The 26,149-nt window shown below is 32.6% G+C and carries 19 protein-coding genes; 15 read left to right on the top strand and 4 right to left on the bottom strand.

Annotated features, from left to right (window positions below):
- Nucleotides 1-3: 3 nt before the first annotated feature.
- From nuoL to J2Y38_RS05055, 5 genes are all read left to right on the top strand, one after another.
- Entirely contained in the window at nt 4-1,887 is a 1,884-nt protein-coding gene (gene nuoL, locus J2Y38_RS05075; RefSeq protein ID WP_309840175.1) for an NADH-quinone oxidoreductase subunit L, read from the top strand.
- Between the two features lie 10 nt (nt 1,888-1,897).
- A complete protein-coding gene (locus J2Y38_RS05070; protein WP_309840173.1) occupies nt 1,898-3,337 on the top strand; it encodes an NADH-quinone oxidoreductase subunit M in 1,440 nt (479 codons plus the stop codon).
- A 135-nt stretch (nt 3,338-3,472) separates the two neighbouring features.
- Nucleotides 3,473-4,864: an NADH-quinone oxidoreductase subunit N gene (locus tag J2Y38_RS05065; RefSeq protein WP_309840171.1), complete on the top strand. Its 1,392-nt coding sequence runs from the start codon at nt 3,473-3,475 to the stop codon at nt 4,862-4,864.
- Between the two features lie 160 nt (nt 4,865-5,024).
- Complete coding sequence (locus J2Y38_RS05060; protein WP_309840168.1) at nt 5,025-5,798, top strand: Bax inhibitor-1/YccA family protein; 774 nt, start codon at nt 5,025-5,027, stop codon at nt 5,796-5,798.
- Between the two features lie 459 nt (nt 5,799-6,257).
- Nucleotides 6,258-9,017: a T9SS type A sorting domain-containing protein gene (locus J2Y38_RS05055; RefSeq protein ID WP_309840166.1), complete on the top strand. Its 2,760-nt coding sequence runs from the start codon at nt 6,258-6,260 to the stop codon at nt 9,015-9,017.
- A 75-nt stretch (nt 9,018-9,092) separates the two neighbouring features.
- Here the strand turns inward: J2Y38_RS05055 and J2Y38_RS05050 are convergent, their stop codons facing one another.
- Complete coding sequence (locus J2Y38_RS05050; protein WP_309840165.1) at nt 9,093-10,646, bottom strand: aldehyde dehydrogenase family protein; 1,554 nt, start codon at nt 10,644-10,646, stop codon at nt 9,093-9,095.
- 182 nt (nt 10,647-10,828) lie between these two features.
- Here J2Y38_RS05050 and J2Y38_RS05045 point away from each other — a divergent pair, with 182 nt between their 5' ends.
- Entirely contained in the window at nt 10,829-11,788 is a 960-nt protein-coding gene (locus J2Y38_RS05045) for a 3',5'-cyclic-nucleotide phosphodiesterase (protein ID WP_309840163.1), read from the top strand.
- A gap of 342 nt (nt 11,789-12,130) precedes the next feature.
- Here the strand turns inward: J2Y38_RS05045 and J2Y38_RS05040 are convergent, their stop codons facing one another.
- The 3 genes from J2Y38_RS05040 to J2Y38_RS05030 form a co-directional block, all read right to left on the bottom strand.
- Nucleotides 12,131-12,442 (bottom strand): hypothetical protein, encoded by a 312-nt coding sequence (locus J2Y38_RS05040; protein WP_309840162.1) that lies wholly within the window; start codon nt 12,440-12,442, stop codon nt 12,131-12,133.
- A gap of 135 nt (nt 12,443-12,577) precedes the next feature.
- Nucleotides 12,578-13,117 carry a 3-hydroxyanthranilate 3,4-dioxygenase gene (locus J2Y38_RS05035; RefSeq protein ID WP_309840160.1) on the bottom strand — a complete coding sequence of 180 codons (540 nt, stop codon included), beginning with the start codon at nt 13,115-13,117 and terminating at the stop codon, nt 12,578-12,580.
- A gap of 88 nt (nt 13,118-13,205) precedes the next feature.
- Nucleotides 13,206-14,294: an endonuclease/exonuclease/phosphatase family protein gene (locus J2Y38_RS05030; RefSeq protein ID WP_309840158.1), complete on the bottom strand. Its 1,089-nt coding sequence runs from the start codon at nt 14,292-14,294 to the stop codon at nt 13,206-13,208.
- 136 nt (nt 14,295-14,430) lie between these two features.
- Here J2Y38_RS05030 and J2Y38_RS05025 point away from each other — a divergent pair, with 136 nt between their 5' ends.
- The 9 genes from J2Y38_RS05025 (at nt 14,431) to J2Y38_RS04985 (ending at nt 26,137) form a co-directional block, all read left to right on the top strand.
- The gene (locus tag J2Y38_RS05025; RefSeq protein WP_309840156.1) at nt 14,431-15,504 is read left to right on the top strand and encodes a serine hydrolase domain-containing protein; all 1,074 of its coding nucleotides are present in this window, start codon (nt 14,431-14,433) and stop codon (nt 15,502-15,504) included.
- 139 nt (nt 15,505-15,643) lie between these two features.
- On the top strand, nt 15,644-16,546 hold the full coding sequence (locus J2Y38_RS05020; protein WP_309840154.1) for an LD-carboxypeptidase: 903 nt from the start codon (nt 15,644-15,646) through the stop codon (nt 16,544-16,546).
- Nucleotides 16,547-16,582: 36 nt separating this feature from the next.
- Complete coding sequence (locus J2Y38_RS05015; RefSeq protein WP_309840152.1) at nt 16,583-17,545, top strand: hypothetical protein; 963 nt, start codon at nt 16,583-16,585, stop codon at nt 17,543-17,545.
- Nucleotides 17,546-17,583: 38 nt separating this feature from the next.
- The gene (locus J2Y38_RS05010; protein WP_073483786.1) at nt 17,584-17,955 is read left to right on the top strand and encodes a YraN family protein; all 372 of its coding nucleotides are present in this window, start codon (nt 17,584-17,586) and stop codon (nt 17,953-17,955) included.
- A gap of 120 nt (nt 17,956-18,075) precedes the next feature.
- On the top strand, nt 18,076-18,732 hold the full coding sequence (locus J2Y38_RS05005; protein WP_012023298.1) for a hypothetical protein: 657 nt from the start codon (nt 18,076-18,078) through the stop codon (nt 18,730-18,732).
- A gap of 397 nt (nt 18,733-19,129) precedes the next feature.
- Nucleotides 19,130-19,693, top strand: a complete 564-nt coding sequence (locus J2Y38_RS05000; RefSeq protein ID WP_073413377.1) for an RNA polymerase sigma factor — start codon at nt 19,130-19,132, stop codon at nt 19,691-19,693.
- Nucleotides 19,694-20,036: 343 nt separating this feature from the next.
- Nucleotides 20,037-21,215 carry a FecR domain-containing protein gene (locus J2Y38_RS04995; RefSeq protein ID WP_309840143.1) on the top strand — a complete coding sequence of 393 codons (1,179 nt, stop codon included), beginning with the start codon at nt 20,037-20,039 and terminating at the stop codon, nt 21,213-21,215.
- Between the two features lie 191 nt (nt 21,216-21,406).
- Entirely contained in the window at nt 21,407-24,619 is a 3,213-nt protein-coding gene (locus J2Y38_RS04990) for a TonB-dependent receptor (RefSeq protein ID WP_309840141.1), read from the top strand.
- 9 nt (nt 24,620-24,628) lie between these two features.
- Nucleotides 24,629-26,137: a RagB/SusD family nutrient uptake outer membrane protein gene (locus J2Y38_RS04985; RefSeq protein WP_309840139.1), complete on the top strand. Its 1,509-nt coding sequence runs from the start codon at nt 24,629-24,631 to the stop codon at nt 26,135-26,137.
- Nucleotides 26,138-26,149 lie beyond the last annotated feature (12 nt).

The following is a 26,149-nucleotide window of genomic DNA, read 5'->3' as shown; positions in this document are numbered from 1 at the left end:
GAAATGGATACCAATTTAGCTTTAGTTTTAGTTTTAGCTCCTTTTTTAGGATTTTTAATCAATGTTTTCTTTGGAAAAAGCTTAGGGAAAACAGTTTCCGGAATTATCGGAACTGCTGCCGTGGCTGTTTCTTTTATAGTTACTCTTGTTCTTTTTAATCAAATAACTTCAACCGGAAAAGGAATTGAAGTTACTTTATTTGACTGGATTCAAATTAGTAATCTAAAAATCAACCTTGGATTTTTATTAGATCAGTTATCTGTTCTTTGGTTATTGTTCGTAACCGGAATTGGATCTTTGATTCACTTATACTCTATCAGTTACATGCATGATGATGAGAATATGCACAAGTTTTTTGCGTATTTGAATCTGTTCGTTTTCTTTATGATTACGCTTGTAATTGGAAGCAACTTATTAGTTTTATTTATCGGTTGGGAAGGTGTTGGACTTTGCTCTTATTTACTAATCGGATTCTGGCATAAAAATCAGGATTATAACGATGCTGCAAAAAAGGCTTTCATCATGAACAGAATTGGAGATTTAGGTCTTTTAATTGGTATGTTCATTATTGGTTCAATGTTCTCAACATTAGATTATGCAACTTTAAAAACGGCAATCGCAGGAGCGACAAACTTAAATTTACCATTACTTTCTTTAGCAGCTTTATGTTTGTTTATTGGAGCTTGTGGTAAATCTGCTCAAATTCCGTTGTACACTTGGTTACCAGATGCGATGGCAGGACCAACTCCTGTTTCTGCATTAATCCACGCTGCTACGATGGTAACAGCTGGTATTTTCATGGTAACAAGATTGAACTTTGTTTTTGATTTAGCACCGGATGTACAAACTATAATTGCAATTGTTGGAGCAATAACTTCATTAGTTGCTGCTACAATTGGTTTAGTTCAGACTGACATTAAAAAAGTATTAGCTTATTCTACAGTTTCTCAATTAGGATTAATGTTCTTAGCATTAGGATTTGGAGCTTATGAAGTAGCTGTTTTCCACGTTATCACACACGCTTTCTTCAAAGCTTGTTTATTCTTAGGATCTGGTTCTGTAATTCACGGTTTACACGGAGAACAGGATATGCGTAAAATGGGTGGATTGCGTAAAGCAATGCCAATTACTTTCTGGACAATGTTAATTTCTTCATTGGCAATTTCAGGAGTTCCATTTTTCTCAGGTTTCTTCTCAAAAGATGAAATTTTATTGACAGCTTTCCACCACAGTATTCCATTATATGTTGTTGGATCTATTGCTTCAATCATGACGGCTTTCTATATGTTTAGATTGATGTTCTTAACTTTCTTTAAAGATTTTAGAGGAACTGAAGAACAAAAACATCATTTACACGAAAGTGACGGTTTAATTACGTTCCCTTTAATGATTTTAGCTCTTTTAGCAACTTTTGGAGGATTAATCAGTTTACCTGGAAACAGTTGGTTAAATGAATATTTAGCACCTCTTTTCACAAAAGTAGCTGGCGAAGAACATCATTTAGGTGCAACAGAATATACTTTAATGGGAGTTGCTGTTTTAGGTGGATTATTAGGAATTTTAATTGCTTACGTAAAATACTTTAAACAAGATAATGTTCCTGAATCTGATGATAAAATTATCGGTTTGAACAGACTTTTATATGACAAATATTATGTAGATGAAATTTACGATTTCGTATTTGTTCGTCCTATAAACATATTATCAAGATTTTTTAGAGACAAAGTTGAAACCGGCTTATCTGCACTTGTTTTCGGATTAGGAAAAATAACGAATGAATTAGCTTTTCAAGGTAAAAAACTACAGACTGGAAGCATTGGATTATATCTTTTTGCTTTCGTTATAGGTCTTTGTGCCATTGTTTCTTATATATTTTTAGCTCAATAATTTTATAACTATGAACGTTTCTCTTATATTAATTATTCTTTTAGTTGGTGCATTTATCACCTATTTCGTTGGTGACAAACTCGCTTCAAAAGTAGCTTTGTTCTTTAGTTTGGCAGCTTTAGGCTGTTCGGTTGTATTGTTAAACCATTTTAATGCTGGAGAAAATATCAGCCTTATTAATGCATGGATCAATCAGCCTAAAATTTCATTTGCGCTAAATGCTGACGGTTTAGGTCTTGCCATGCTTTTATTGACAACGGCTTTAACTCCAATTATTATATTCTCTTCTTTCGGGAATGAATATAAAAACTCAAAAGCTTTTTATGCTCTGATTTTATTTATGGCATTTGCTATGACAGGAACTTTCCTTGCTGCAGATGGTCTTTTATATTATATTTTCTGGGAGTTAGCTCTTATTCCTATTTACTTTATTGCTCTTATTTGGGGTAACGGAGATGCTGAAGAACGCAGAAAAGCAGTGGTTAAATTCTTTATTTACACACTTGCGGGTTCATTATTTATGTTAACTGCTTTTATCTATTTATACCAAAAAGCAGGTTCTTTCTTAATTGAAGATTTATACAAAGTACAATTATCTGCTTGCGAACAGCTTTGGATTTTCCTTGCTTTCTTCTTAGCTTATGCAATCAAAATTCCTATTATTCCTTTCCATACATGGCAAGCAAATGTATACCAAAAAGCACCGACTGTTGGAACAATGCTTTTATCTGGTATCATGTTAAAAATGGGATTATATAGTGTTATTCGCTGGCAATTGCCAATTGCACCTCTTGCTGCAAAAGAATACATGAATATTTTTATTGCTTTAGGAATTGCAGGTGTTATCTACGGTTCAATCGTTGCTTTAAGACAAAAAGATTTAAAGAAATTATTAGCTTATTCATCTCTTGCTCACGTTGGATTAATTGCTGCGGGATCTTACACATTAACTCTTGACGGTTTCCGTGGAGCAGTTTTACAAATGATCGCTCACGGTTTTGTGGTTGTTGGATTATTCTACGCTGCAGAAATTATCTACAGAAGATTTGAAACCAGAAATATTAGTGAATTAGGCGGAATCCGTACACAATCTCCAAAATTCACTTCAATGTTTTTAATTTTGGTTTTGGCTTCTGTTGCTTTACCAACTACATTTAATTTTGTTGGAGAGTTTACAGTATTATACAGCCTTTCTCAAATTAATATCTGGTTTGCCGTTTTAGGCGGAACAACTATTATTTTAGGAGCTTACTATATGTTGAAAATGTTCCAAAACGTAATGTTGGGCGAAACAAATTCAAAAACATTTGCAGATGTTTCTGTTAACGAAGGAATTTCTTTAGTTGCGATTATTGCTGTTTTGATTTTCTTTGGATTTTATCCAAAACCAATTACAGATTTGATCACTCCAAGTTTAGAAACGATTTTAAACGTTATCAATAAAAACTAAGATTTTAGAATAATGATTAACGATTTTTGATTTCAGATTTTCCGAAACTTAAAAAGTTAAACATTAAAAAATAAAAATATATTTTAAATAAAATAAATTAGGGCGTTTTAGATTTCCTAAATCAAAAAAACAAAAATGAATACATTAATAGCTATAACAGGATTGGGTATTTTCTGCCTATTGTTTGAAATTCTAAATTTTAGAAAAGGCATCGTTCCGTTTACCATTTTAGGTTTATTGGGAGTTTTGGCACTAAACTTTTACGAATTTGGAACAACAGCAAGTTATTACAATAACATGATTACGGTGAGTAAATTCTCGACTGCTTTTTCATCATTGTTTATTATTTTAACTATTTTCCTTGTAGCATTAAGCCATAATTTTTACGAAAATCACCAGACAAAAATTTCTGATTACATTGCTATAAAAGTATTTTTATTGGCTGGAGGTGTTGCTATGGTTTCTTTTGGAAACTTAGCGATGTTTTTCCTTGGAATCGAAATTTTATCTATTGCATTATATGTTCTTGCAGCGAGCGATCGTTTGAATATTAAAAGTAATGAAGCAGGTATGAAATATTTCTTAATGGGATCTTTCGCATCTGGAATTATCTTATTCGGAATTTGTTTGATTTACGGAGCTATGGGAACTTTTGATATTGCAGAAATTCACGAAAGTTCTTTATCTGCTGAGTTACCGATCTGGTTTCCTATCGGAATGATTTTAATGACAATTGGAATGTTCTTTAAAATTGCTGCTGTACCTTTTCACTTTTGGGCACCAGACGTTTACGAAGGTTCTCCAGCTTTAACAACTGCTTTAATGAGTACTTTGGCAAAAGTAATAGCAATTGCAACATTATTTAAATTAGTTTCAGGATTGAATTTAATTCCATCTCTAGAAAATCAGGATCTTTTAGGAACATTTGAAAATATCATTCTTGTAATTTCAATTGCTTCTATGACCGTTGGAAATATTATGGCTTTACGTCAGGTAAATGTAAAACGTATGCTGGCATTCTCTGGAATCTCTCACGCAGGTTTCATGTTAATTACATTCTTAACTATTGCAACTTCTGCAGGAGTTTTATTGTACTACACTGCTGCTTACGCTTTAGCCGGTATTGCTGCATTCAGCGTTATTTTATATGTATGTAAAAATCAGGATAACGAAGATATCACAAACTTTCACGGTTTAGGAAAAACAAATCCGTTATTGGCTGCAATCTTGACTGGTTCATTATTGTCTATGGCCGGTATTCCGATTTTCTCAGGATTCTTTGCAAAATTATTCTTGTTTGATCAGGCACTTCATGCTGGATACGTTGCCATTGTAATTGTTGCAGTAATTAACTCTATTATAAGTGTTGGATATTATTTCAAATTAATTTTGGCTATGTATTCTAAAGAACCAAATGAAGAACGTACAGGAAAACCATTCCTTATTTATGCGGTTGCAATTATTTCAATCGGTTTAAATATTGCTTTAGGTTTATTCCCTTCATTAGTTTTAGATTTATTGAACTAAAAATTCAGATTAAAAAATATACAAATCCATCAAGTTTCTTTTGGTGGATTTTTTGTTTTACAGCAGTTTTCAAAAGAAAATTTCATGTTAAAAATTTAAAGTTAAATTACAGACTTCGAAAAAACTCCATATATTTGGGTTCACTAAAAGCATAAAAACTATGGCCTTCAATTCAAAAAATCCTTTTTTAAGTAACAAGCGTTTTTCATCAAATGCTGTTTCAAGAGCTGAAGAAGTACACGAAGCAAAGATTATTGATTACAATCAGGAAATGACTTTGTCTGGTACGATTAATAAAACAGCTATTTTATTTTTAATATTATGCGGCGCTGCTATGGTAACATGGTGGATGGCTTTTAACGGAATAAACATTATGCTTCCTGCTATTGGAGGTGCAATTGTTGGATTTGTTCTTGTTTTAGTTTCTGCATTTAAACCACATTTGTCACCGTATCTTGCTCCGGGTTATGCCTTATTTGAGGGATTATTCATTGGAGGAATCTCAGCTATTTTTGAAGCTATGTATCCTGGAATAGTAATAAACGCCGTTGGAGCCACATTGGTTACCTTCTTAGTTTGTTTAGGTTTATATAAATTTAAAATCGTAAAGGTTACAGAACAATTCAAATCAGTTGTAATTGCTGCTACTTTTGCTATTGCAACTTATTATCTATTTTCATGGCTTGCTTCTTTGATTTTTAATTTCACGCCTGTTCATTATGGAAATTCTATGATGAGTATTGGAATCAGTGTATTTGTTATCATTATAGCTGCTTTAAATTTATTTTTAGACTTTGATCTAATAGAAAAAGGGGCACAACAAAGAATGCCAAAATTCATGGAATGGTATGGAGCAATGGGATTAATGGTTACATTAGTTTGGTTGTATATTGAATTTTTAAGATTATTATCTAAACTAGCAAGTAACAAATAAGAACTAAAAATCTTCTTTGTCCACATAATTAAAAAAGCCTTTTTGAGATTCAAAAAGGCTTTTTTTATGCTCCATATTCTAATAATCAGTTTAAAAGTCTAAAATACAAATTAATCAAAAAAGATTCTTTTTCTTACAAAAAATAATTTTTAACAAAAATGACTTTAAAAGTTGTAAAAATGCAAATTCAGAAAATATGTTCTTCTTTACTTCTTTAAAACATCAATAAAACTAGGCATTTACTTAAAATATTTTAACATGTAATAAATTACAATTAATGCAATAAATTACATTTTAACTAAAATATTGTCTATAAATTTTACATATATGTTTTTTTAAGACAAAATAAATAAGAATATCAAAATTTTGTATAATTTCGTGTAATCGATTACAATTTTAATTGCAATCGAGAATCACAAAAACCACAAAAACTTTTATTAATGTCTAACTTAAACAATTATGAAAAAAAACCTACTTTTTTTAGCTATGTTTTTTATTGCTGTCCAAACTTGGTCACAGCAAATTAATGAAGCCAGCGGATGGCTAGAATCCGTTTTTGTAAAATGGCAGCCTGTAAGCAATGCCCAAACTTATAATGTGTATTATACAGGTGAAGGAATTGTTGACAAAAAAATTGACAACCAGCTTATTAGAAGCTATGGAAGTTATTTTCGTGCCGATATTCCGGGTTTAAAAGCCGGATCTTATACTGTAAAAATCAAACCCGTTATTTCTGGTGTTGAAGGAACTGGTACCACAACAAGTTCATTAACCGTTAAAGCACACGATAGAGCCGGATTTGCTTTTGCTAATTCCCGCGTTCCAGGTGCCTATAATGCAGATGGAACTCCAAAAAGTAATGCAGTAATTATCTACGTAACAGAGCAGACTAAAAACACTGTTTCGCTTAATGTAACCGGAGCAACAACAAATCCTTGCGTTGGATTACAAACCATTCTTGACGGATACAAAAAGGGTAAAGAGTTAAGACCTGTAATCATTCGTTTGGTTGGACAGATTACCGATTTATCATATATGATGAGCGGTGATATTGTTATTGAAAACAGCAAAAATGCTTCGGCTTATCTTACTCTTGAAGGAATAGGAAATGATGCTGTTGCTGATGGCTGGGGAATAAGAGTAAAAAATGCATCAAATATCGAAATTCGAAATATTGGAACAATGAACTGCGACAGCGGCGAAGGTGATAATATTGGTTTACAGCAGGATAATGATTACGTTTGGGTTCACAACTGTGATTTCTTTTACGGAAATGCCGGAAGTGATGCCGACCAGGTAAAAGGGGACGGAGCTTTAGACTGTAAAAAATCTACTTACATTACCTTTTCATACAATCACTTTTGGGATTCAGGAAAAAGTAATCTTTTAGGATTAAGCGAAGGAACTACTGCAGGTTTATATATTACATATCACCACAACTGGTACGATCACTCTGATTCTCGTCATCCGCGTGTGCGTTATTATTCTGCTCACGTTTACAACAACTACTATGATGGAAATTCGAAATACGGAGTTGGATCAACTTTAGGCTCTTCTGTTTTTGTAGAAGCTAATTATTTTAGAAATTGTAAATACCCAATGTTGACTTCAATGCAGGGAACTGATGTTTACAATGGTGCCGAGGGAACTTTTTCAAGCGAAGACGGCGGAACCATTAAAGCTTTTAACAATACAATGAGCGGACAAACTCGTTTTGTAGGGTACAATTCTTCAACCTATCCAGTTGAATTTGATGCTTATGTAGCATCGACCAGAAACGAAACTATCAGCAGTAGTATTACATCAAAAAAAGGCGCTAAAACGTATAATAATTTTGATACCAACTCAAGTGTAATGTATTCTTATACGCCTGACAGTCCGGAAACTGCAAGAACAAATGTTATGCAATATGCAGGGCGTGTATCTGGTGGTGATTTACAATGGACATTTAACAATGCCGTTGACGATACTGCCGATGCAGTAAATACAGGATTGAAATCGGCTTTGACAAATTATCAAACGAATTTAGTTTATGTTCAGGACGGAACAAATCCTCCTGCTGGAAATCAAACTTTAACTTCAACCTCAAATAACAATCAAACCGTTACGAGTGGAACTGCTATTGGAACAATTGTGTTTACCTGGGGAGGAGACGCAACTGATGCTGCTGTGACTGGCTTACCAGCTTCTGGATTGACTTTTGTAAAAAATACTTCAGCTAAAACAATCACAATTTCTGGAACGCCAACTGCAACCGTAAATTATTCAATTGCTACAACAGGAACAGCAGGATCTCCTGCAACTGGATCTGGAACTATTACTGTAAATGCAACAGGAACTCAAACTTTAACATCTACAAATAATAACAGCCAAACCATAACCAGCGGAACTGCTATTAACCCGATCGTATTTACCTGGGGAGGAACCGCAACTGATGCAACCGTAACCGGATTACCAAGTTCTGGATTAACTTTTGTAAAAAATACATCGGCCAAAACAATAACTATTTCGGGAACTCCAACTGCAACAGTTTCGTATTCAATTACAACGACAGGAACAGGAACTGCAGCAACAGGATCTGGAACAATTACGGTAAATACAGGTTCGTCTGGAAGCGAAATTCACAATTTTACAACTTCTGGAAAAACAAGCACCTTTTATGCAATTACAGGAAACCTTTCGACTACTAAAGGTACCGTGACCTACAATGGTTTGACTTTAACGCAATGTTTAAAAATTGAATCTTCTACCAATATTTCATTTACTACAAGTCAGGCGAGTACTTTAACGCTTGTTTTTGTAGAAGCTTCGGCAACAATAAAAGTTGACAATGTTGACAAAGTAGCTTCAAACGGAATTGTAACAGTTTCATTGGCTTCAGGAAATCATACTATTACGAAAAAAGATACTTCGAACTTATTTTATATGAGTACGGTTTACAGCGGCGGAACGCTTCGTATGGCAAAAATAGAAGCTCCTGCCGATACAGAAATTGAAAAAGTATTTATTTATCCTAATCCGGCTTCAAACATTTTATATTTAACAGATCCAAACCAAAAAGTAGAAAAAGTTTTGATCTATAATATTTCTGGAGTATTGGTAAAAACTGTTCAAAAAGGAACTGAAACTATTGATATCAGTCAGCTTTCAACGGGAACTTACTTAGCAAAAATTTATACTGCTGAGGATTCGTTTAACCAAACTATTATTAAAAAATAAACCCTGATAATAATTTAAAAAACTAAAGGCTTCCGAAATTTGGAAGCCTTTTTTTTATATTTAAAAGAGATTTAATTACAAATCAAATTTAATTCCTTGTGCCAAAGGAAGATTCGTTGTATAATTAATCGTATTTGTTTGACGTCTCATGTAGATTTTCCAGGCATCAGAACCAGATTCACGTCCACCGCCGGTTTCTTTTTCACCACCAAAAGCACCGCCAATTTCAGCTCCCGAAGTTCCGATGTTTACATTCGCAATTCCACAATCTGAACCTGTTACAGATAAAAATCTTTCTGCTTCACGTAAATTGTTGGTCATAATTGCAGAAGATAATCCTTGTGCAACTCCATTTTGAAGTTCGATTGCATTATCAACATCACCAGAATATTTAATCAAATATAAAACCGGAGCAAAAGTTTCGTGCTGTACAATAGCAAAAGAGTTTTCAGCTTCAGCAATTGCAGGTTTTACGTAACAGCCGCTTTCGTAACCTTCACCCGAAAGAACTCCACCTTCAACCAAAATTTTTCCACCTTCAGCAACTACTTTATTTAAGGCTATAGCATATTGTTCTACAGCATGTGTATCGATAAGCGGTCCAACATGATTTTTTTCGTCAAGCGGATTTCCGATCCTTAATTGTTTGTAAGCTGCTACTAAAGCATCTTTTACTTTATCATAAATATTTTCGTGAATAATCAATCTTCTAGTTGATGTACAACGCTGACCTGCAGTTCCTACAGCTCCAAAAACAGCTCCAATAACGGTCATTTTAATATCGGCATCAGGAGTCACAATAATTGAATTATTTCCTCCTAATTCTAATAGCGATTTACCTAATCTTCCAGCAACGGTTTGTGCTACAATTTTCCCCATTCTGGTAGAACCTGTTGCGGAAATTAAAGGAATACGAGTATCTTTTGTCAACAACTCTCCTATTTTATAATCACCGTTTATCAAACAAGAAATTCCTTCCGGAAGATTATTTTCTTTGATAACCTGAGCAATAATATTTTGGCAGGCAATTCCGCAAAGAGGTGTTTTTTCAGAAGGTTTCCAAACGCACACATCTCCTGAAATCCAAGCCAAAGCCGTATTCCAAGACCAAACTGCAACCGGAAAATTAAATGCCGAAATGATTCCAACAACTCCTAATGAATGATATTGCTCATACATCCTGTGCCCTGGTCTTTCTGAATGCATTGTCAATCCATGTAACTGACGAGATAAACCAACGGCAAAATCACAGATATCAATCATTTCCTGAACTTCTCCGTAACCTTCCTGCAATGATTTTCCCATTTCATAAGAAACCAATTTACCAAGAGCTTCTTTATTTTGACGTAATTTTTCTCCAAACTGGCGCACGATTTCTCCACGCTGCGGTGCAGGAATTAATCTGAAAGTTTTGAATGCCTCAGTTGCAGAACGCATTACTTTTTCATAATCTTCAAGTGTTGAAGTTTTTACAGATGCAATTAATTTTCCGTCTACAGGTGAAAAACTATCTAAAATTTCTCCCGATGAAAAATTCTCTACTCCAGTTGAAGTTCCTTCGTTAACTAGTTTAATTCCTAGTTTTTCCAAAGCTTCATTCATGCCAAATTGTGATGCTATTGTTGTCATTGTAACTTTTTTAGTTAAAATTGTTATATTTTTATGTAAAGATATTATTTTAGAATTAATTTCAAATGATATTGAACTATTAAAGACAAAGTAAATTTAGCGTTATTTTACAAGTATTAACGCAAAGCGATCCTGATTTATTCGGTAAATTTGATGAAATTTGCATTTCTAAAATTATAAATATGACCAATTTCAGTCGGCTTTTGCTTTGTTTTGTCTTAATTTCATTTAATGCTTTTTCTCAAAAAGAACAGAAATCTTCTTTTCAGATTGTTCCTTTAGGAATAAAAGGCGGAATTGACGAGAAAAATCTTTCGGCTTATTTAATAGCACCAGCAAACACAAAAGATTTTGTTTGTCTGGATGCCGGAACAATAAATGCCGGAATTGAAAAAGCAATTGAAAACAAAGTCTTCAAAGTTTCTACAAGTGAAGTTTTACGAAAATATATAAAAGGGTATTTAATTTCGCATGCGCATTTAGATCACGTTTCGGGATTAATTATAAATTCTCCTGCCGATTCATCTAAAACGGTTTATGCAACTGAAAAATGTATGGAAATGATGGAAAACCATTATTTCAACGATCAAACCTGGGCTAATTTTGGAGACAAAGGAGTTGGTTTTCCTTTAAAAAAATATCATTTTCAAACTTTAAATTTAGGCGAAGAAACTCCTCTTTCAAATACAAAAATGACCGTTAAAGCTTTTCCTTTAAGCCATGTAAATCCGTTTGAGAGTACTGCATTTTTAATTAAAAATGAAGATAATTATGTTCTTTATTTAGGAGACACGGGACCTGATTCTGTTGAAAAAAGCGATAAATTAAAAGCTCTGTGGGCAGCAATTGCGCCTTTGGTTCAAAGCAAACAATTGAAAGGTATTTTAATTGAAGTTTCTTTCCCGAATGAGCAACCGGACAAATTTTTATTTGGACACTTAACACCAAATCATTTAATGACTGAACTTCATGTTTTAGAAGAATTAGCGGGAAAAGGTTCTTTGATGAATTTCAAAATCATTATTACCCATTTAAAACCACCTGCTAAAAATATTGCTAAAATTAAAGAGCAGTTGAAAAGTCAAAATGATTTAGGATTGAAGATTATTTATCCTGAACAAGGGAAAAAATTTGAGTTGTAAAAAGAAATATTTGTAAGTTAATTTTTATATTTTAGCCAAATAATTTTTTTTATTAATGAAAATTGTTTGGTCTTCAAGGGCAACTTATACATTTTATACAACAAGGAATTATCTAACACAATTTCGAAGTAATGAAATTGCACAAAAATTTGTAAAAGAGGTTTTACACATTATTGATTTAGTTACAATAAATCCTCATTTAGGAAAATTTAGACATGATTTAGAATGCAATGAAATATTAGTCACAAAAAACATTTCTCTTTATTACATTTTAAATCGAGATGTTATTCACTTAATTGAATTTCATGACAATCGACAAAAACCCTTAACAATTTTAAATTTTTAAATTATATTTTTACTTTTTAACTCAAGTAGCATTTCTTCATGCGTCATGTAATTCCCTTCTTCATATTCGCGCTTAGCATTTTCTATTTCAGTCTTTAATCGTAATCTAAAATTTTCTTCTGGAGAAAGAATCTTAGCAATTGAAAGTACTTCATCTGGAGTAAATGATTGTGTTTTCAATTTTCTATAAAACGTTGGGCTTGGAATACCTACTTTTTCAATAATGTAGTTCTTTTTATAAGGTGATTTGTCCATTAAAGACTCAATATTATCTATAATTTTCTTATATGCGATAATTTCTTGTATCATAATTGATTCTTTTAAATATTATATTTGATACAAATATATATCAAAAATGATACAATAAATTTTTCTTTAACACAAAAATAAACCCGACAGGTTTAAAATCTGTCGGGTTTAATATTCGTACTTGAGATTAATAAATTATTTCTTAGCTGTAAATCTAGGATCAGTTTCCATTACGGTTCCACATTTATCGCAAGTTCTTAATTCTTCTGAATTGTAGAAATGTTCGAAATGAGGAAGAAAGTCTTTTTCGATATTATGCAGTTCAAAATACACTTCATAAAGTTTGTGATTGCAATTATCACAATGCCAAAGTAAACCGTCTGTATAACCTTTACCGGCACGTTTACGCTCAATAACCAATCCTATTGAGCTTTCTGAACGAACTGGAGAATGCGGAATTTTAGCAGGGTGTAAATACATATCTCCGGCATTTAATTCCATCTCTTTACGTTCACCGTCTTCCTGAATTACAACTTTTATACTTCCTTCTAATTGATAAAAAAGTTCTTCAGTTTCGTTATAATGATAATCTTTTCGTGCATTTGGTCCGGCAACAATCATTACAATATAATCGCCTGAATCAACATATAGATTTTTATTTCCAACTGGTGGTTTTAATAAGTGTCGGTTATCTTCAATCCATTTTGTTAGATTGAATGGTTTTGCTATAGCCATTTTTTTTTCAGAATTTATGAAAAGCTAAGGTAGTGAAAAGTATTCAGTAAACAGTCTCAGTCGCAGTATTCAGACTGTAAACTGTGATTTATTTTATCTCTCGTATTAAATAAACATAAACCGGAAAATGATCACTAAATCCTGCTTCGGTTAAAGTATTTCTTAACGGATATCCTTTGTACTTACCTGAAGTTTGAATAAGATACGGCTTATTAAAAATCCCTGCTTTCCAGAATTTAAAACTTGAAAAATCTGGTTCAATAAAAGATTTGGTCATTATGATTTGGTCAAAAATATCCCAGGAATCTCTAAACGCTAAAGTTCCCATTCCTCTTTCTGCCATTTCTTCGAATGGATTATAGACACCGAATTCAGGAACGTCTGCTTTTTTTGCTTTTGCCCCCAATTCGGTTTTTACACTTTTGTTAAAAGGTCCGTCGTTTAAATCTCCCATTGTAATAACTTTTGCCGTTGGGTTTATCTGCTGAAGAGAATCTATAATTTTTCGATTTAATCTTCCTGCTGCTTCACGAAAAGGACTGCTGGCTTTTTCTCCGCCAGATCTCGATGGCCAGTGATTGACAATAATGTGTATTTCTTCATTGTCTAAAAAACCTGTTACTAAAAGCTGATCTCTGGTAAAAACCCTATTTTTAGTATCTATTTTAATTTCAACATCACCTAAATCTTCATTTTTATCTTCCTGAATAATGGGTTTGTTTTTGTAAATCAACAACGGAATATTAGCATAAGAAGTCGGCCTGAAATATTTCTTTTGATACAAAAGCGCAACATCAATTCCGCGTTGATCTGGAGAATCAAAATGGATAATCCCGTAATCAAAATCCCTGATTTTTTCTTGTTTAATTAAATCTTCAAGAACGCCTCGATTTTCAATTTCAGAACAGCCTAATAAAGTTGGCGCATTAGAATTTTCAGGTGTTCCTATTTCAGAAATTACTTTGGAAAGATTTTTTAGTTTTTGATCGTATTTTTCTTTTGTCCAATGCTGCGCTCCATTTGGCGTCCATTCATCGTCATTTGTATTTGGATCATCATTAATATCAAAGAGGTTTTCGAAATTGTAAAAAGCTGTGGTATGAATTACATATCTTTTAGATTGTGCGTTTGAAATAATAAAACAAAGAAGAAGCAGATAATTAAAAATATGGCGCATAACTTAGTAAATTAAAAAAATCCGAAATTATAAAATTTAATTAATTTGTAGGAAATTTCTAAATATTTAATTTCATTTTTACTTTTTTATATTCAATTTGTAGTGTAACTTGCTGACTCAATCCCTTCTCTAAAAAATGAAAAAAAATCTTTTATTTCTAATTCTATTTATTCTCTCTAATTTTTGCTTTGCACAAAAAAATACCAGATTTGTTGACAGCATTAGGATAAAATATAGAATTCCGGAAATTGCTTACGCAGTAGTTTCTTCTGATTCTATTTTAGAAATAGCCGCTTTGGGAAACAAAAGAATTAATACAAATATAAAAGCTGATTTATCAGATAGATTTCGCTTAGGTTCGATTACAAAAACAGTAACGAGTTATATTGCCACAATTTTAGTTAAAGAAGGAAAAATAAAATGGGATACTAAATTTTTCGATTTATATCCCGAATTAAAATCAAGTAGTAATCCGGAAACTTATAATTATACATTAAAAGATTTCCTGACATTTCGAGCCAATCTTAGTATTTGGTCTTATGGGAATGAAACTCCAACTCAAAAAGAAATAAAAGGAAACGATCAACAGCAGCGATATGAATTTATCAAATGGTTTTTTAAACAAAATACTATTTTAGAAAAGCAAGATATTTATTGGTCAAATCCGAGTTATGTGGCGGCGGGACTTATGCTGGAGAAAGCAACTGGAAAAAGTTATGAAACTCTGGTTAAAGAATTAGGCCGTGATTTGAAAATTGATTTTGATTTTGGTCAGCCAAATTTAAAAGATTCAAATCAGCCTTGGGGACATGGCGAGGATTTAAAACCGGAGAAACCTGCGTTGAATTACAAATTAAACTGGCTTTCATCTGCAGGAAATATAAATGTTAGTTTGCCTGATTATTGTAAATTTACACAAATGCAGCTTCAGGGTTTATTAGGAAAATCTAAAGTACTAACTGTCGAAGATTTTGATTTAATGCATTATGATTTACCTGAATTTTCTTTTGGATGGAATTCTGAAATAAATGAAAAAAGTCATTTGAAATATTCTTTTCATAACGGAAGTCCGGGAACTTTTTTAACCAAAGTGTATATTTGTAAATCAATAAACAAAGCATTTATTATTTTTTCGAATGTACAATCTCAAGAAGCAGATAAAGGTTTAATGATTATCTTAGAGGAGCTTCAAAAAAAATATAAAGGTTAGAATATAAAAAACATATAATTAAGCAAAAGAAATTATGAAACTAAAACCATTACAATACATAAAGAAACACTTTACAGTTTGTAAACTGGCATTTCTTATTTTTGCTTTACAATCATTTACCTGTCAATCCCAACAAATCATGATAACACCACCTTATTTACAAAAAGGAGATACCGTAGCACTTTTGGCAACAGCCAGAAAAAATATCGACGACAACTTAAAACCAACTATAGATTTACTTAAAAGCTGGGGTCTGGAAGCTGTTGTTGGAAGTTCAATTGGATTAGATTATCATCAATTGGCCGGAACAGATGAACAGCGTGCTGCCGATTTTCAAAAGCAATTGGATAATCCGAATATAAAAGCGATTTGGTGCGTTCGAGGCGGTTACGGAACTGTTAGAATGTTAGATCTGCTGGATTTTACAAAATTCAAACAACATCCAAAATGGGTTATCGGCTTTAGCGATGTTACGGTTTTGCACAATCACTTAAACACGATGGGTTATAAATCTATTCATGGTGTTATGCCGGTTACGATTCCGCGTGCTACTCCGGCGGCTATTAGTTCAATGAAATCGAGTTTATTTGGGGAGCCTCTTTCCTATTCTATTGAACCGAGCAGTATGAACCGTTTTGGTAAAGCAACGGGTGAATTAGTGGGAGGAAACCTTTCTATATTATACAGTTTATTAGGTTCTCCTTCGGCAATTGATTGTAAAGATAAAATCTTGTTTATTGAAGATTTAGATGAATATCTATATCATATTGATCGTATGATGATGAATTTAAGACGTAACGGCTGTATCGAAAACCTTAAAGGAATTATCATTGGCGGAATGACCAAAATGAAAGACAATGAAGTTCCGTGGGGGAAAAATGCATTAGAAATTATTGACGATGTTACTAAAAAATATAATATTCCGGTAATTTTTAATTTTCCAGCTGGGCATATTCAGGATAATCGCGCTTTAGTTATGGGAAGTACGATTTCTATTGATGTTAATGCATCTGGAAGTACGGTTACTTTTCAAACGAAGTAGTAAATTTTAAAAAATATATGCCTTAAAAATATCCGAATGGGAAAAACAATCATCTTTCTTCTTCTAATTTCTTCCTCCAATCTAATTTTTTCTCAAGAAATTTTCACTGAAATTCAAGGGAAGAAAATAGATTATTTTATAACTATTGAGAAGAATTTAAAAAGCGAATTATTTGACACAAATCAAAATTATATAAGCCTTGATGATTCTGCTCAACCACTAATTTACAAAAGAAAAGAAAAAAACATCCCTGATTTATTAGTTCAATATTTTTTCAGCAAAAAAGATTCTATCATTAATGAAATTCTTTATGAATGGGACGTTAATAATTTTGAGAAGAAGGATAATAATGTTAAACCTGAAAAGTTCAATAAAGCTTTAATTGAAAAATATAAAACGCTTTTAAAGACTTTGAATAATAAATATGGAGAAAGCAAAAGTGAAGGAAATTTAGATAATTTCAAGGAAATAGATACCAATAAGGGATTAAAAAGAAACGATAGTTGGAGCCCTAGTGACAGCTTAGAAATCGAAATGTATACTACTATTTCAAATTACTACAAGAAAGAGGGGTTTGCAACAACAAATCCAACTCACAAGATTAGACTTTACGTAAGAAACATTAAGAAAAAAATCGAACCAAAGTTCGATGAAAATGTTATATCTATTGCAAATCAAAATTTTGAAAATTTTATTTCAAAACTAAAACAGAACAATATTAGCGAGTCAAAATTATTTTTATCTGAAATAGTTTTAAAAAATATAACCGATAATCAATTAATAGGATTACAAAAATCAATTAATTTCGAAAATAAACTCATCCCCTTTTCTAGAGGATTTCAAACTACACTAACAGGAGAAACCTACTTAATGGTACAGTACAAATATAATAATGAACTAAATGAAGTACCATTATCTATTATAAAAGTAATTTTTGATACTGAAAACAAAATTCTTGGAATTCAACCTTTACAAAGAAATAAATTATCAAATAATTAATTTGATAGTTACTTTTAATATTATATAATTCAAAAAACATGGCGGAACACAATGAGCTCGGTAAAAAAGGAGAAGAACTTGCCGTGGAATATCTTGAGCAAAATGGTTACGAAATTTTAGACCGAAACTGGGTTTTTCAAAAAGCCGAAATAGATATTATTGCTCAAAAAAATGATGTCTTGGCAATCGTCGAAGTGAAGACAAGATCGAGTTTAGATTTTGGTTCTCCGCAGGATTTTGTAAAACCAAAAAAAATTCAACTTCTAATAAAAGCAGTAAATGCCTACATAAACTATAGGGAAAAGGATTTTAACGAAGATTTAAATATTCGTTTTGACATCGTTGCGATCCATAAAAACGGGGAATCATTTGCAATTGAACATCTTACTGATGCATTTTATCATTTTTAACATAATTTTTTCTTGTTATAATTGTAACAAATTGTTTTTTTATTTATATTTGCATAGATTTATAACATCAAATTAACTAAACCACACCAATTAAGTTACAAAAAAAAAGAAAAAAAAACTATGAAAACCGTTTCTTCCATCGTCGAAAATTACATCAAAACGAAACCATTTCTCTTAAACGCTTTGTCTCTCGGGATTATTAACCTGACTTCTCTTTCTCGGAACATTATGACCGAGTTGGAAAATGAATTTGGCAAAGAAGTAAAACAGGGCGCTGTTGTAATGTCGCTGAAGAGATTGACTGAAGAATTAGATTTTAAATTAAACCATAAAATCAATAAGGTAATCAAGAATATTGGCGAGATTACAGTTAGATCTGAGCTGACAGATTACACTTTTGCAGCTTCTGAAACTGTATTAAACAAACAAGCTGATTTAATTTCTGATATCAATGCTTTATCTGATATTTTCTATACCTCATCTCGTGGTGTAAACGAAACGAATATTGTGGTAAGCAGCAGTGTAAATCATTTAGTGGAGAAACACTTTATGAGAGAAAAATTAATTCAGAAATTAGATAACCTTGCTTCTATTACGGTAAAATTACCAAAAGAAAACATCGTTGTTCCTGGTATTTATTACTTCATTTTCCAACGTTTGGCTTGGGAAGGAATTATTATAAATGAGGTAATTTCGACTTCAAATGAATTTACAATTCTTGTTGGAGAAGATCAGGTTGATGTTGCTTTTAAAGTAATTAAAGATTTGAAAAACTAATCGCACAAAATTTAATTTTACATCTTAGAATAAATTCAATTTTCAATAATCCTTTTGTCTTTCTCAAAAAAAGATAAAAGGATTTTCTTTACAAATTCGCATTTCATACTTTTCATTCAAACCATTATCAAATAAGAATATTCTCAAAAAACAGGGTTCAATATAGTTAATTTTTAAAATTTTAGCCAAAAAGCCATCAACTTGATAAAAAGCATTTTACTGCCGTGTTTACTGAGATTTCGCATAGAATAAATCACAAAAAACCGAATTAAGTTTATTTTACCATTATTTGCTGCGAATAATATTTTTATATATTTGCTAACCACTCAACGCATTAGAGTATCGATTTTGATAGTATCGTAATATAATTAGATTTAAATACAAACTAATTAATTTAATGTTGGAAGCCAAAGACTATAGCGACAAATTATTGGTAAGCGAATTAAAAAATGGCAGCGAAAAAGCTTTTCGTTCCCTTTTTGATTTGTATTATCAGGATATTTATGGCTACAGCATTAGTTTATTAAAATCAAAAGAAGCTGCCGAAGAAAATGTACAGGATGTTTTTATGAAAGTCTGGCAGCATCGCGAAAACCTCAACACAGAGCAATCTTTTAAAGCATATATTTTTACCATTGCCCGAAATCAAGCTTTTAACACTTTGAATAAAGCCGCAAATGATTTGGTTTTGAAGGAAGCTGTTTTTTATGAAAGTCAGAAATCGCATGAATACGGAGATTATTCCATTCGGGAAGAAGACTGTAAAAAACTTCAAAAACAAGCAATGAAACAATTACCGCCAAAGCGGAAACAGATTTTTAAAATGTCACGAAAGAAAGGCATGAGTTACGAAGAAATTAGTCAGGAACTCGGCATCTCTATAAATACTGTCCGGAATCAAATGAGTAAAGCATTAGAATCAATGCGGGTCTTTTTTCAGGTTCATGACGAGATTATCTAACCAAAACCAATTTTTAACCAATTAAATCACTCTTTCCGGGTGATTTTTTTTATTCTAATGGCACGCAGATTTGACAGATTTAAACAGATTTCCGCTGTTTGTTGTTTATTGCAGCGTTAAAAAACCTGTGTAAACCTGTTTCATCCGCTAAATCTGTGGGCAAAAACCGCATTCCATTTAATTTTTACAAAAAAACTTCATTTTTAAACAACTTATAAATCAACAACTTACGGTAAATTTCATCTTTTTAAATGTTAAAATTTAAAAATTTACAACGTTTGAGTAGTACTGAAATCGTTTTCGGCTGTATTATATTCAGAACACCCTCTAAAAACAATTCGTAATGAATTCAAATTCTGAAATAAAAAGTCTTTTACAAAAGTTTGTTTTAAACCAATGCACGCCCGAAGAAATAAACGAGGTGGTTGCTTATTATAAAAAAAATCAACTTACGGATGATTTTCCAACGATAGAAGAAATTCAAAATCTTCTTGGTGAAATGCCGAAAATGGACAAACAAACAGCCGATGATATTTTCATGAATATCTTATCAGCATCAAAAGAAGAAGAATCCGTAATTGAAATGCCAGAGAGAAGATCAAATTTCAGAAAATATATTTCGATTGCTGCTTCTGTAATTGTTTTACTTGGAATTGGTTTCTTTTACAAACAACATATTTCAAACAAAGTTGTCGAACAAAAATTCGATTTTAAAAGTTCTGACATTGTGCTTCAATTAGAAAATGGCGAAACACAGATTTTATCAGAGCATAATTCGGCACAAATAAAAGATGCTAAAGGAAATATTGTTGGAAATCAAAGCGGAGATAAAATTGCTTATGAAAACAGTTTAGATCCAGAAAAATTAGTTTACAACACGATTAAAATTCCATATGGTAAAAAATTCCGTCTTCAATTATCAGATGGAACTATGGTTCACCTAAATGCGGGAACGACTTTAAAATATCCTGTAAAATTTATCGCTGGAGAAAGCAGGCAAGTATTTCTTGATGGAGAAGCATTTTTTGATGTTGCAAAAGATAAAAAACACCCTTTCATTGTAAATGCTGACGAATTGAATGTTCAAGTTTTGGGAACACATTTCAACGTTTCAAATTATCCTGAAGATGCTGCGACTGATGTTGTTTTAGTTGAAGGTTCAGTTGGGATGTATCAGTCAAATGAAGAATTTGATGCTTTAAAAAACACTATTCTGAAACCTGGATTTAAAGGAAGCTTTAATAAAGAAAATGCTAAAATTTCGACTAAAGCGGTTATTACAGATATCTATACTTCATGGATAAACGGCGGACTGACGTTTAGAAATATGACTTTCAAAAATATTATTACAAAACTGGAAAGACGCTACAATGTTACTATTGTAAATAAAAATGAAAAACTGGCTAACGAAAAATTCAATGCAAGTTTCAGCGACGAATCTATTGATAAAGTGATGAGCTATTTCAACGACATTCATGGTATTAATTACACCATAAAAAACGATCAAATACTAATTAAATAACCACTAAAACCAATGAAAATTTATGAAGAACTAAAATTACAGAAATAAAAAAATCGGAAAGAGCTGCGAACAATTTCCGATTAACTAAGTGATTGAATATAACGAATTAACTACAATCAATTAACAAAATTATGAAAAAAAAATCTAAGAATAATGGGTTCCTATACTCATTGTTCCAAAATGACCTAAAATTGAAACTAACTACACTACTTATTTTGGTCGCCATGTTTAATATTAGAGGGAATACTTATGCCCAAAAAACAAAAGTTACCCTGGAATTAAACAATTCAACAATCGAGAAGGTTATTGAGACCATTGAACAAAAAACAGATTTCAGATTTATTTATAAACTGAACGATATCGACTTAGATCGTACGGTTTCTATTTCTGTAAAAGATCAGTCGATATATGTGGTTTTAGATAGAATTTTTAAAGGAACTCCAACTGAATTTAAAATCAGAGATACGCAGATTATCCTTAAAAAACCAGAGCTTAGAACACAGGTAATCGAATTTCAAAAACAAACTGTTTCTGGTGTAATTACCGATGAAAATGGTTTGCCTTTACCCGGAGCTTCTGTTCTTGAAGAAGGTACAAAAAACGGAATGGTTACTGATTTTGACGGTAAATATAAAATTACTGTCGAAAGCACTCAATCTGTAATTATTGTATCATTTGTAGGATACAAAGAGAAAAAAGTAACCGCAAACCAAAACGTAATAAACATTCAGCTTTTTCCAGATGCAACTGACTTACAGGAAATTGTTGTAGTGGGATATGGAACTGCAATAAAAAAAGATGTAACCGGAGCAGTTTCTTCAATTGCTGCAAAAGACATGAATCAGGGAGCCATTGTTAATCCTTTACAATTAATTGCAGGAAAAGCTGCCGGTGTAAATATCACTCAAATCGGAAGTGAGCCGGGTTCAGGACCAAGCGTTCGTATTCGTGGAATTTCTTCTTTAATTGGAGGAAATGATCCTTTGGTTGTTGTGGATGGAATTCAGGGAAACATGGATTTATTAAATCAAGTTCCTCCAAGTGAAATTGAAAGTATCGATGTTTTAAAAGATGCTTCGGCTACGGCTGTTTATGGTTCTAGAGGAGCACCTGGAGTTATCATTGTAACAACTAAGAAAAACAAAGCTGGAAAAACTACGATTGAATACATTGGTTCAACATCTGTTGATTTTATTCCAAAGAAATTAGACATGCTTGATGCTAACCAATGGTGGGAAACTGCTCAAAAGTATGGTGTTCCGGCATCTTCAAATCACGGTTCAAATACAAATTGGTACGGTCTTTTGACTGAAACGGGAATTACACAGACGCATACATTGTCATTTGGCGGAGGAACGGATAAATTCAATTACAGAGCTTCTATAACAGCTATTATGCAAGATGGAGTTGTAATCAATTCTAGCAATCAAAAATATATTGGACGCATTCAGGCTACACAATTGGCTCTTGATGACAAATTAAAATTGACTTTTAACTTAAACTCAGGAATAAACAATACAACAAGCAGTATTGGAAGTATTGGTACAGTTGCTTATACATCAAACTTAATTACAAATGCATTATTGGCAAGACCAACAGATCCTGTTTACAATACTGATGGAACTTATTTTACAGATGGAACTGTTTTTCATTATTTAAATCCTTATGCTGCTGCACAAACGGTTACAAATGAAAGACAAGATGATAATTTATTTGGAAGTTTAAAAGCTGATTTAGAGTTAGGTAAAGGTTTTACAGCAAACTGGTTTGGAAGCTGGAGAAAAACCAACAGAACTATAGGATATTATATGCCGGCAGAATCTACAGAAGCGTATGCAGTGGAACAGCACGGTTTTGCAAACATTGACAACGCAAGACAAAATGAAAAATTAACCAATGTTAGCCTTAGCTATAAAAAAACGTTAGGAATCCACACTTTTAATGCATTGGCTTTATACGAATGGCAAAGTCAGACTTATCAGGGTAATTATACTCAGGCAAGAGGTTTTATAAGTGATGAAGCTACTTACAATGCACTTCAGTTTGGTGATTTATCTAAAGTTAGAGCCGGAGATATCAGATCTTATAAAAATGACAGATCGTTAGTTTCTTATTTAGGAAGATTAAACTACTCTTTATTAGATCGTTATTTACTTACAGCAAGTATCAGACGTGATGGTTCATCTGTATTTGGTGTAAACAACAAATGGGGAAATTTCCCTTCAGCATCTGTTGCATGGCAAATTAACAAAGAGTCATTCATGTTGAATCAAAATCTATTTAGCGAATTAAAATTACGTGTAGGTTATGGTGAAACTGGTAATCAACAAGGTCTTTATCCGCAAACGTCATTACCATTAGTAGACAGCGCAGGAAATATTTATTTTGGAGGATCTATCATTACCAATTTTGGTATTTCTCAAAATGCAAATGCTGACTTGAAATGGGAAACTAAAAGACAAACTAATATTGGACTTGATTTTGCTCTTTTAGATAATAGATTAAGAGGTAGTGTTGATGTTTACGATTCTACAACAGATAATCTTTTATTTGATTATACTGTACCTCAGCCTCCTTATCCTTATAATAAAATTAAAGCAAACGTTGGAAGCATTTCTAACAAGGGTTTAGAAGTGGCACTTGCATACGATGTTATCAGAACTAATAACAGTACATTGACATTAGCTGGAAACGTTTCTTTTATGAAAAATGAAGTGCTTAATTTAAGTGGCAGTATTAATGGTATTCCTTTAAATACGGACTTTGTAAATTGGGGAGCACCAAACTCTTTATTGGTAAAAGGAAAGCCAATTGGTTCATTCTATATTTTAGAAAGTACCGGTACAAATTCAAATGGTGTTGAAACAGTTAAGGATCAAAATGGAGATGGTAAAATTGATCAGGGAGCCACAAGCCCAGATCGTTACTATGCAGGTTCAGCATTGCCAACTTACACTTTTGCGTTTAACCCGTCTTACAGATACAAAAACTTTGACGCTTCTATGTTGTGGAGAGGTTCTGGAGGAAACAAAATTTACAACAACCTTAATCAAAGGTTAAGTATGCTGGAAAACACTGGTAGTTCAAATGTTTTGGAAAGCGCTCGTGATAAAGGAATTTTTTCTTCTCCATACGGATCTGATGCATGGTTAGAAGATGGTTCATTCGTTCGTTTAGAGAACGTTACTGCTGGATATACTTTCCGTTTTACAGATAAATATGTAGACTCTGTTCGACTTTCTCTTACAGGAAGCAATTTACTGCTAATTACAGATTACACAGGTGTTGATCCTGAATTGAATGTAAGCGGAAGTGGTGACCCTAATGATAATTTTGGAGGCGATAAAGGAATTTATCCTCGTACCAGAAGTGTTGCATTTGGTTTGACTGTAAAATTTAAATAGTAAAAAGAGATGAAAATTAAAAATATAGTAGCAGCAGGAAGCGTATGTTTTCTAACACTTTTTAGCTGTACAGATATCAACGAAAATATATACGATAAATATCAGCCGGACACCTTTTATGGAACTCCGGAAGGAGCTAATATTGCTCTTGCCAGTGTTTATGCAGAAATTCCGGGGGACTTTGAACGTAAAAATGTACCTGGCGTAGGTTATGCAGGAGCTGATAATGGCTGGTACGACATGAACTGTATGTCATCAGACGAGCAGGTAATTCCGCATAGAACAGATGGTAACTGGCAGCAGGACTTTGCCCGTTTGCACAAACACGAATGGCTTCCTTCTGAATTCATTATTAATAATACATGGAACTGGTTATACAAATCTATTTTCAATGCAAACTTAGCCGTTGAATTATTAGAAAAATCAGGTGCTGATCCTTCAAAAATTGCTGAAGCAAAAGTATTACGAGCTTTCTTTTATTATTTATTGATTGATGATTTTGGTGATGTTCCTTTTTACACCAACAACAATATTACCGTTGATAAAATCCCGCAGTCAAGCCGTAAAGAAGTTTTTGATTTTATAGTAAAAGAACTAACAGAAAACGTAGAATTACTTTCTGTAACAAAAGGCGGAAATTATTATGGAAGGTTCAACAAATGGGCTGGTTATACATTGCTTGCAAAAGTGTACTTAAACGCTGAAGTTTATACCGGAACTCCAAAATGGACAGAATGTTTAGCTGCTTGTAACAAAGTTTCTGAAGGCGGATTTACACTTCATTCTGGCGCAGCCGATGTTGCAAATCCTTTAGGGAATAAATATTTTGAATTATTTGGAGACGTCCTTCCAGATGATGAAACTATTTTGCCTATTTACGCAACTCTGGATGTTGTTTCCCGTAATGTTTATGCTGTTCGTAGTGTATACGGTCCTCAGGGTGTGAATTTATTTGGATTAAGCGGCTGGAACGGAACTATTGTTCCTAAAGATTTCTTCCTGAAATATGATGTAAATGATATTCGTAGAAAACAGTTTTTAGTAGGTGAACAACCTGGCGGATTCAATTATACACTTGAAGTTGGTTCTTTAGATAATCCCGGAGCGCTTCCTCAGGCTGGAGTTCGTAATGTTAAATTTTATCCTGCAGGAGTAAAATCAGGAGGAGGAGCTTCTAATGACTTTCCAATTTTCAGATATGCTGACGTAATTTTAATGATGGCAGAATGTAATGCTCGTTTAGGGAATGCAGCTGCAGCAAAACCTTTTGTAGATCAAATCAGACAACGTGCAGGCTTAGATGGTTTAGACCACAATCCTACTCTGGATGATATTTATAATGAAAGAGGTTTCGAATTAAGCTGGGAAGGCCACAGAAGACAAGACATGATTCGTTTTGATAAATTTTTATTGGCAAACGAATTTAGACCTGCATCACCTGCTTATAGAAAATTGTTCCCAATTCCAACATCTGCTTTAGATGCTAATCGCGGACTTAAACAAAACCCAGGTTACTAAAAACAAAACTAT

Source organism: Flavobacterium sp. 2755 (assembly GCF_031455715.1).
In the GTDB taxonomy this organism is placed as follows: Bacteria; Bacteroidota; Bacteroidia; order Flavobacteriales; family Flavobacteriaceae; genus Flavobacterium.
This window is presented reverse-complemented; position numbering and strand designations above follow the sequence as displayed.

Bases quoted from the DNA above. Each gene is read 5' to 3' on its own strand.
- J2Y38_RS04995 (WP_309840143.1), top strand. From the start codon at position 20,037: ATGAATTCAAATTCTGAAATAAAAAGTCTTTTACAAAAGTTTGTTTTA.
- J2Y38_RS05045 (WP_309840163.1), top strand. From the start codon at position 10,829: ATGACCAATTTCAGTCGGCTTTTGCTTTGTTTTGTCTTAATTTCATTT.
- J2Y38_RS04985 (WP_309840139.1), top strand. From the start codon at position 24,629: ATGAAAATTAAAAATATAGTAGCAGCAGGAAGCGTATGTTTTCTAACA.
- J2Y38_RS05040 (WP_309840162.1), bottom strand. From the start codon at position 12,442: ATGATACAAGAAATTATCGCATATAAGAAAATTATAGATAATATTGAG.
- nuoL (WP_309840175.1), top strand. From the start codon at position 4: ATGGATACCAATTTAGCTTTAGTTTTAGTTTTAGCTCCTTTTTTAGGA.
- J2Y38_RS05065 (WP_309840171.1), top strand. From the start codon at position 3,473: ATGAATACATTAATAGCTATAACAGGATTGGGTATTTTCTGCCTATTG.
- J2Y38_RS05015 (WP_309840152.1), top strand. From the start codon at position 16,583: ATGGGAAAAACAATCATCTTTCTTCTTCTAATTTCTTCCTCCAATCTA.
- J2Y38_RS05025 (WP_309840156.1), top strand. From the start codon at position 14,431: ATGAAAAAAAATCTTTTATTTCTAATTCTATTTATTCTCTCTAATTTT.
- J2Y38_RS05055 (WP_309840166.1), top strand. From the start codon at position 6,258: ATGAAAAAAAACCTACTTTTTTTAGCTATGTTTTTTATTGCTGTCCAA.
- J2Y38_RS05020 (WP_309840154.1), top strand. From the start codon at position 15,644: ATGATAACACCACCTTATTTACAAAAAGGAGATACCGTAGCACTTTTG.
- J2Y38_RS05050 (WP_309840165.1), bottom strand. From the start codon at position 10,646: ATGACAACAATAGCATCACAATTTGGCATGAATGAAGCTTTGGAAAAA.
- J2Y38_RS05010 (WP_073483786.1), top strand. From the start codon at position 17,584: ATGGCGGAACACAATGAGCTCGGTAAAAAAGGAGAAGAACTTGCCGTG.
- J2Y38_RS05030 (WP_309840158.1), bottom strand. From the start codon at position 14,294: ATGCGCCATATTTTTAATTATCTGCTTCTTCTTTGTTTTATTATTTCA.
- J2Y38_RS05035 (WP_309840160.1), bottom strand. From the start codon at position 13,117: ATGGCTATAGCAAAACCATTCAATCTAACAAAATGGATTGAAGATAAC.
- J2Y38_RS05070 (WP_309840173.1), top strand. From the start codon at position 1,898: ATGAACGTTTCTCTTATATTAATTATTCTTTTAGTTGGTGCATTTATC.
- J2Y38_RS05000 (WP_073413377.1), top strand. From the start codon at position 19,130: ATGTTGGAAGCCAAAGACTATAGCGACAAATTATTGGTAAGCGAATTA.
- J2Y38_RS05005 (WP_012023298.1), top strand. From the start codon at position 18,076: ATGAAAACCGTTTCTTCCATCGTCGAAAATTACATCAAAACGAAACCA.
- J2Y38_RS05060 (WP_309840168.1), top strand. From the start codon at position 5,025: ATGGCCTTCAATTCAAAAAATCCTTTTTTAAGTAACAAGCGTTTTTCA.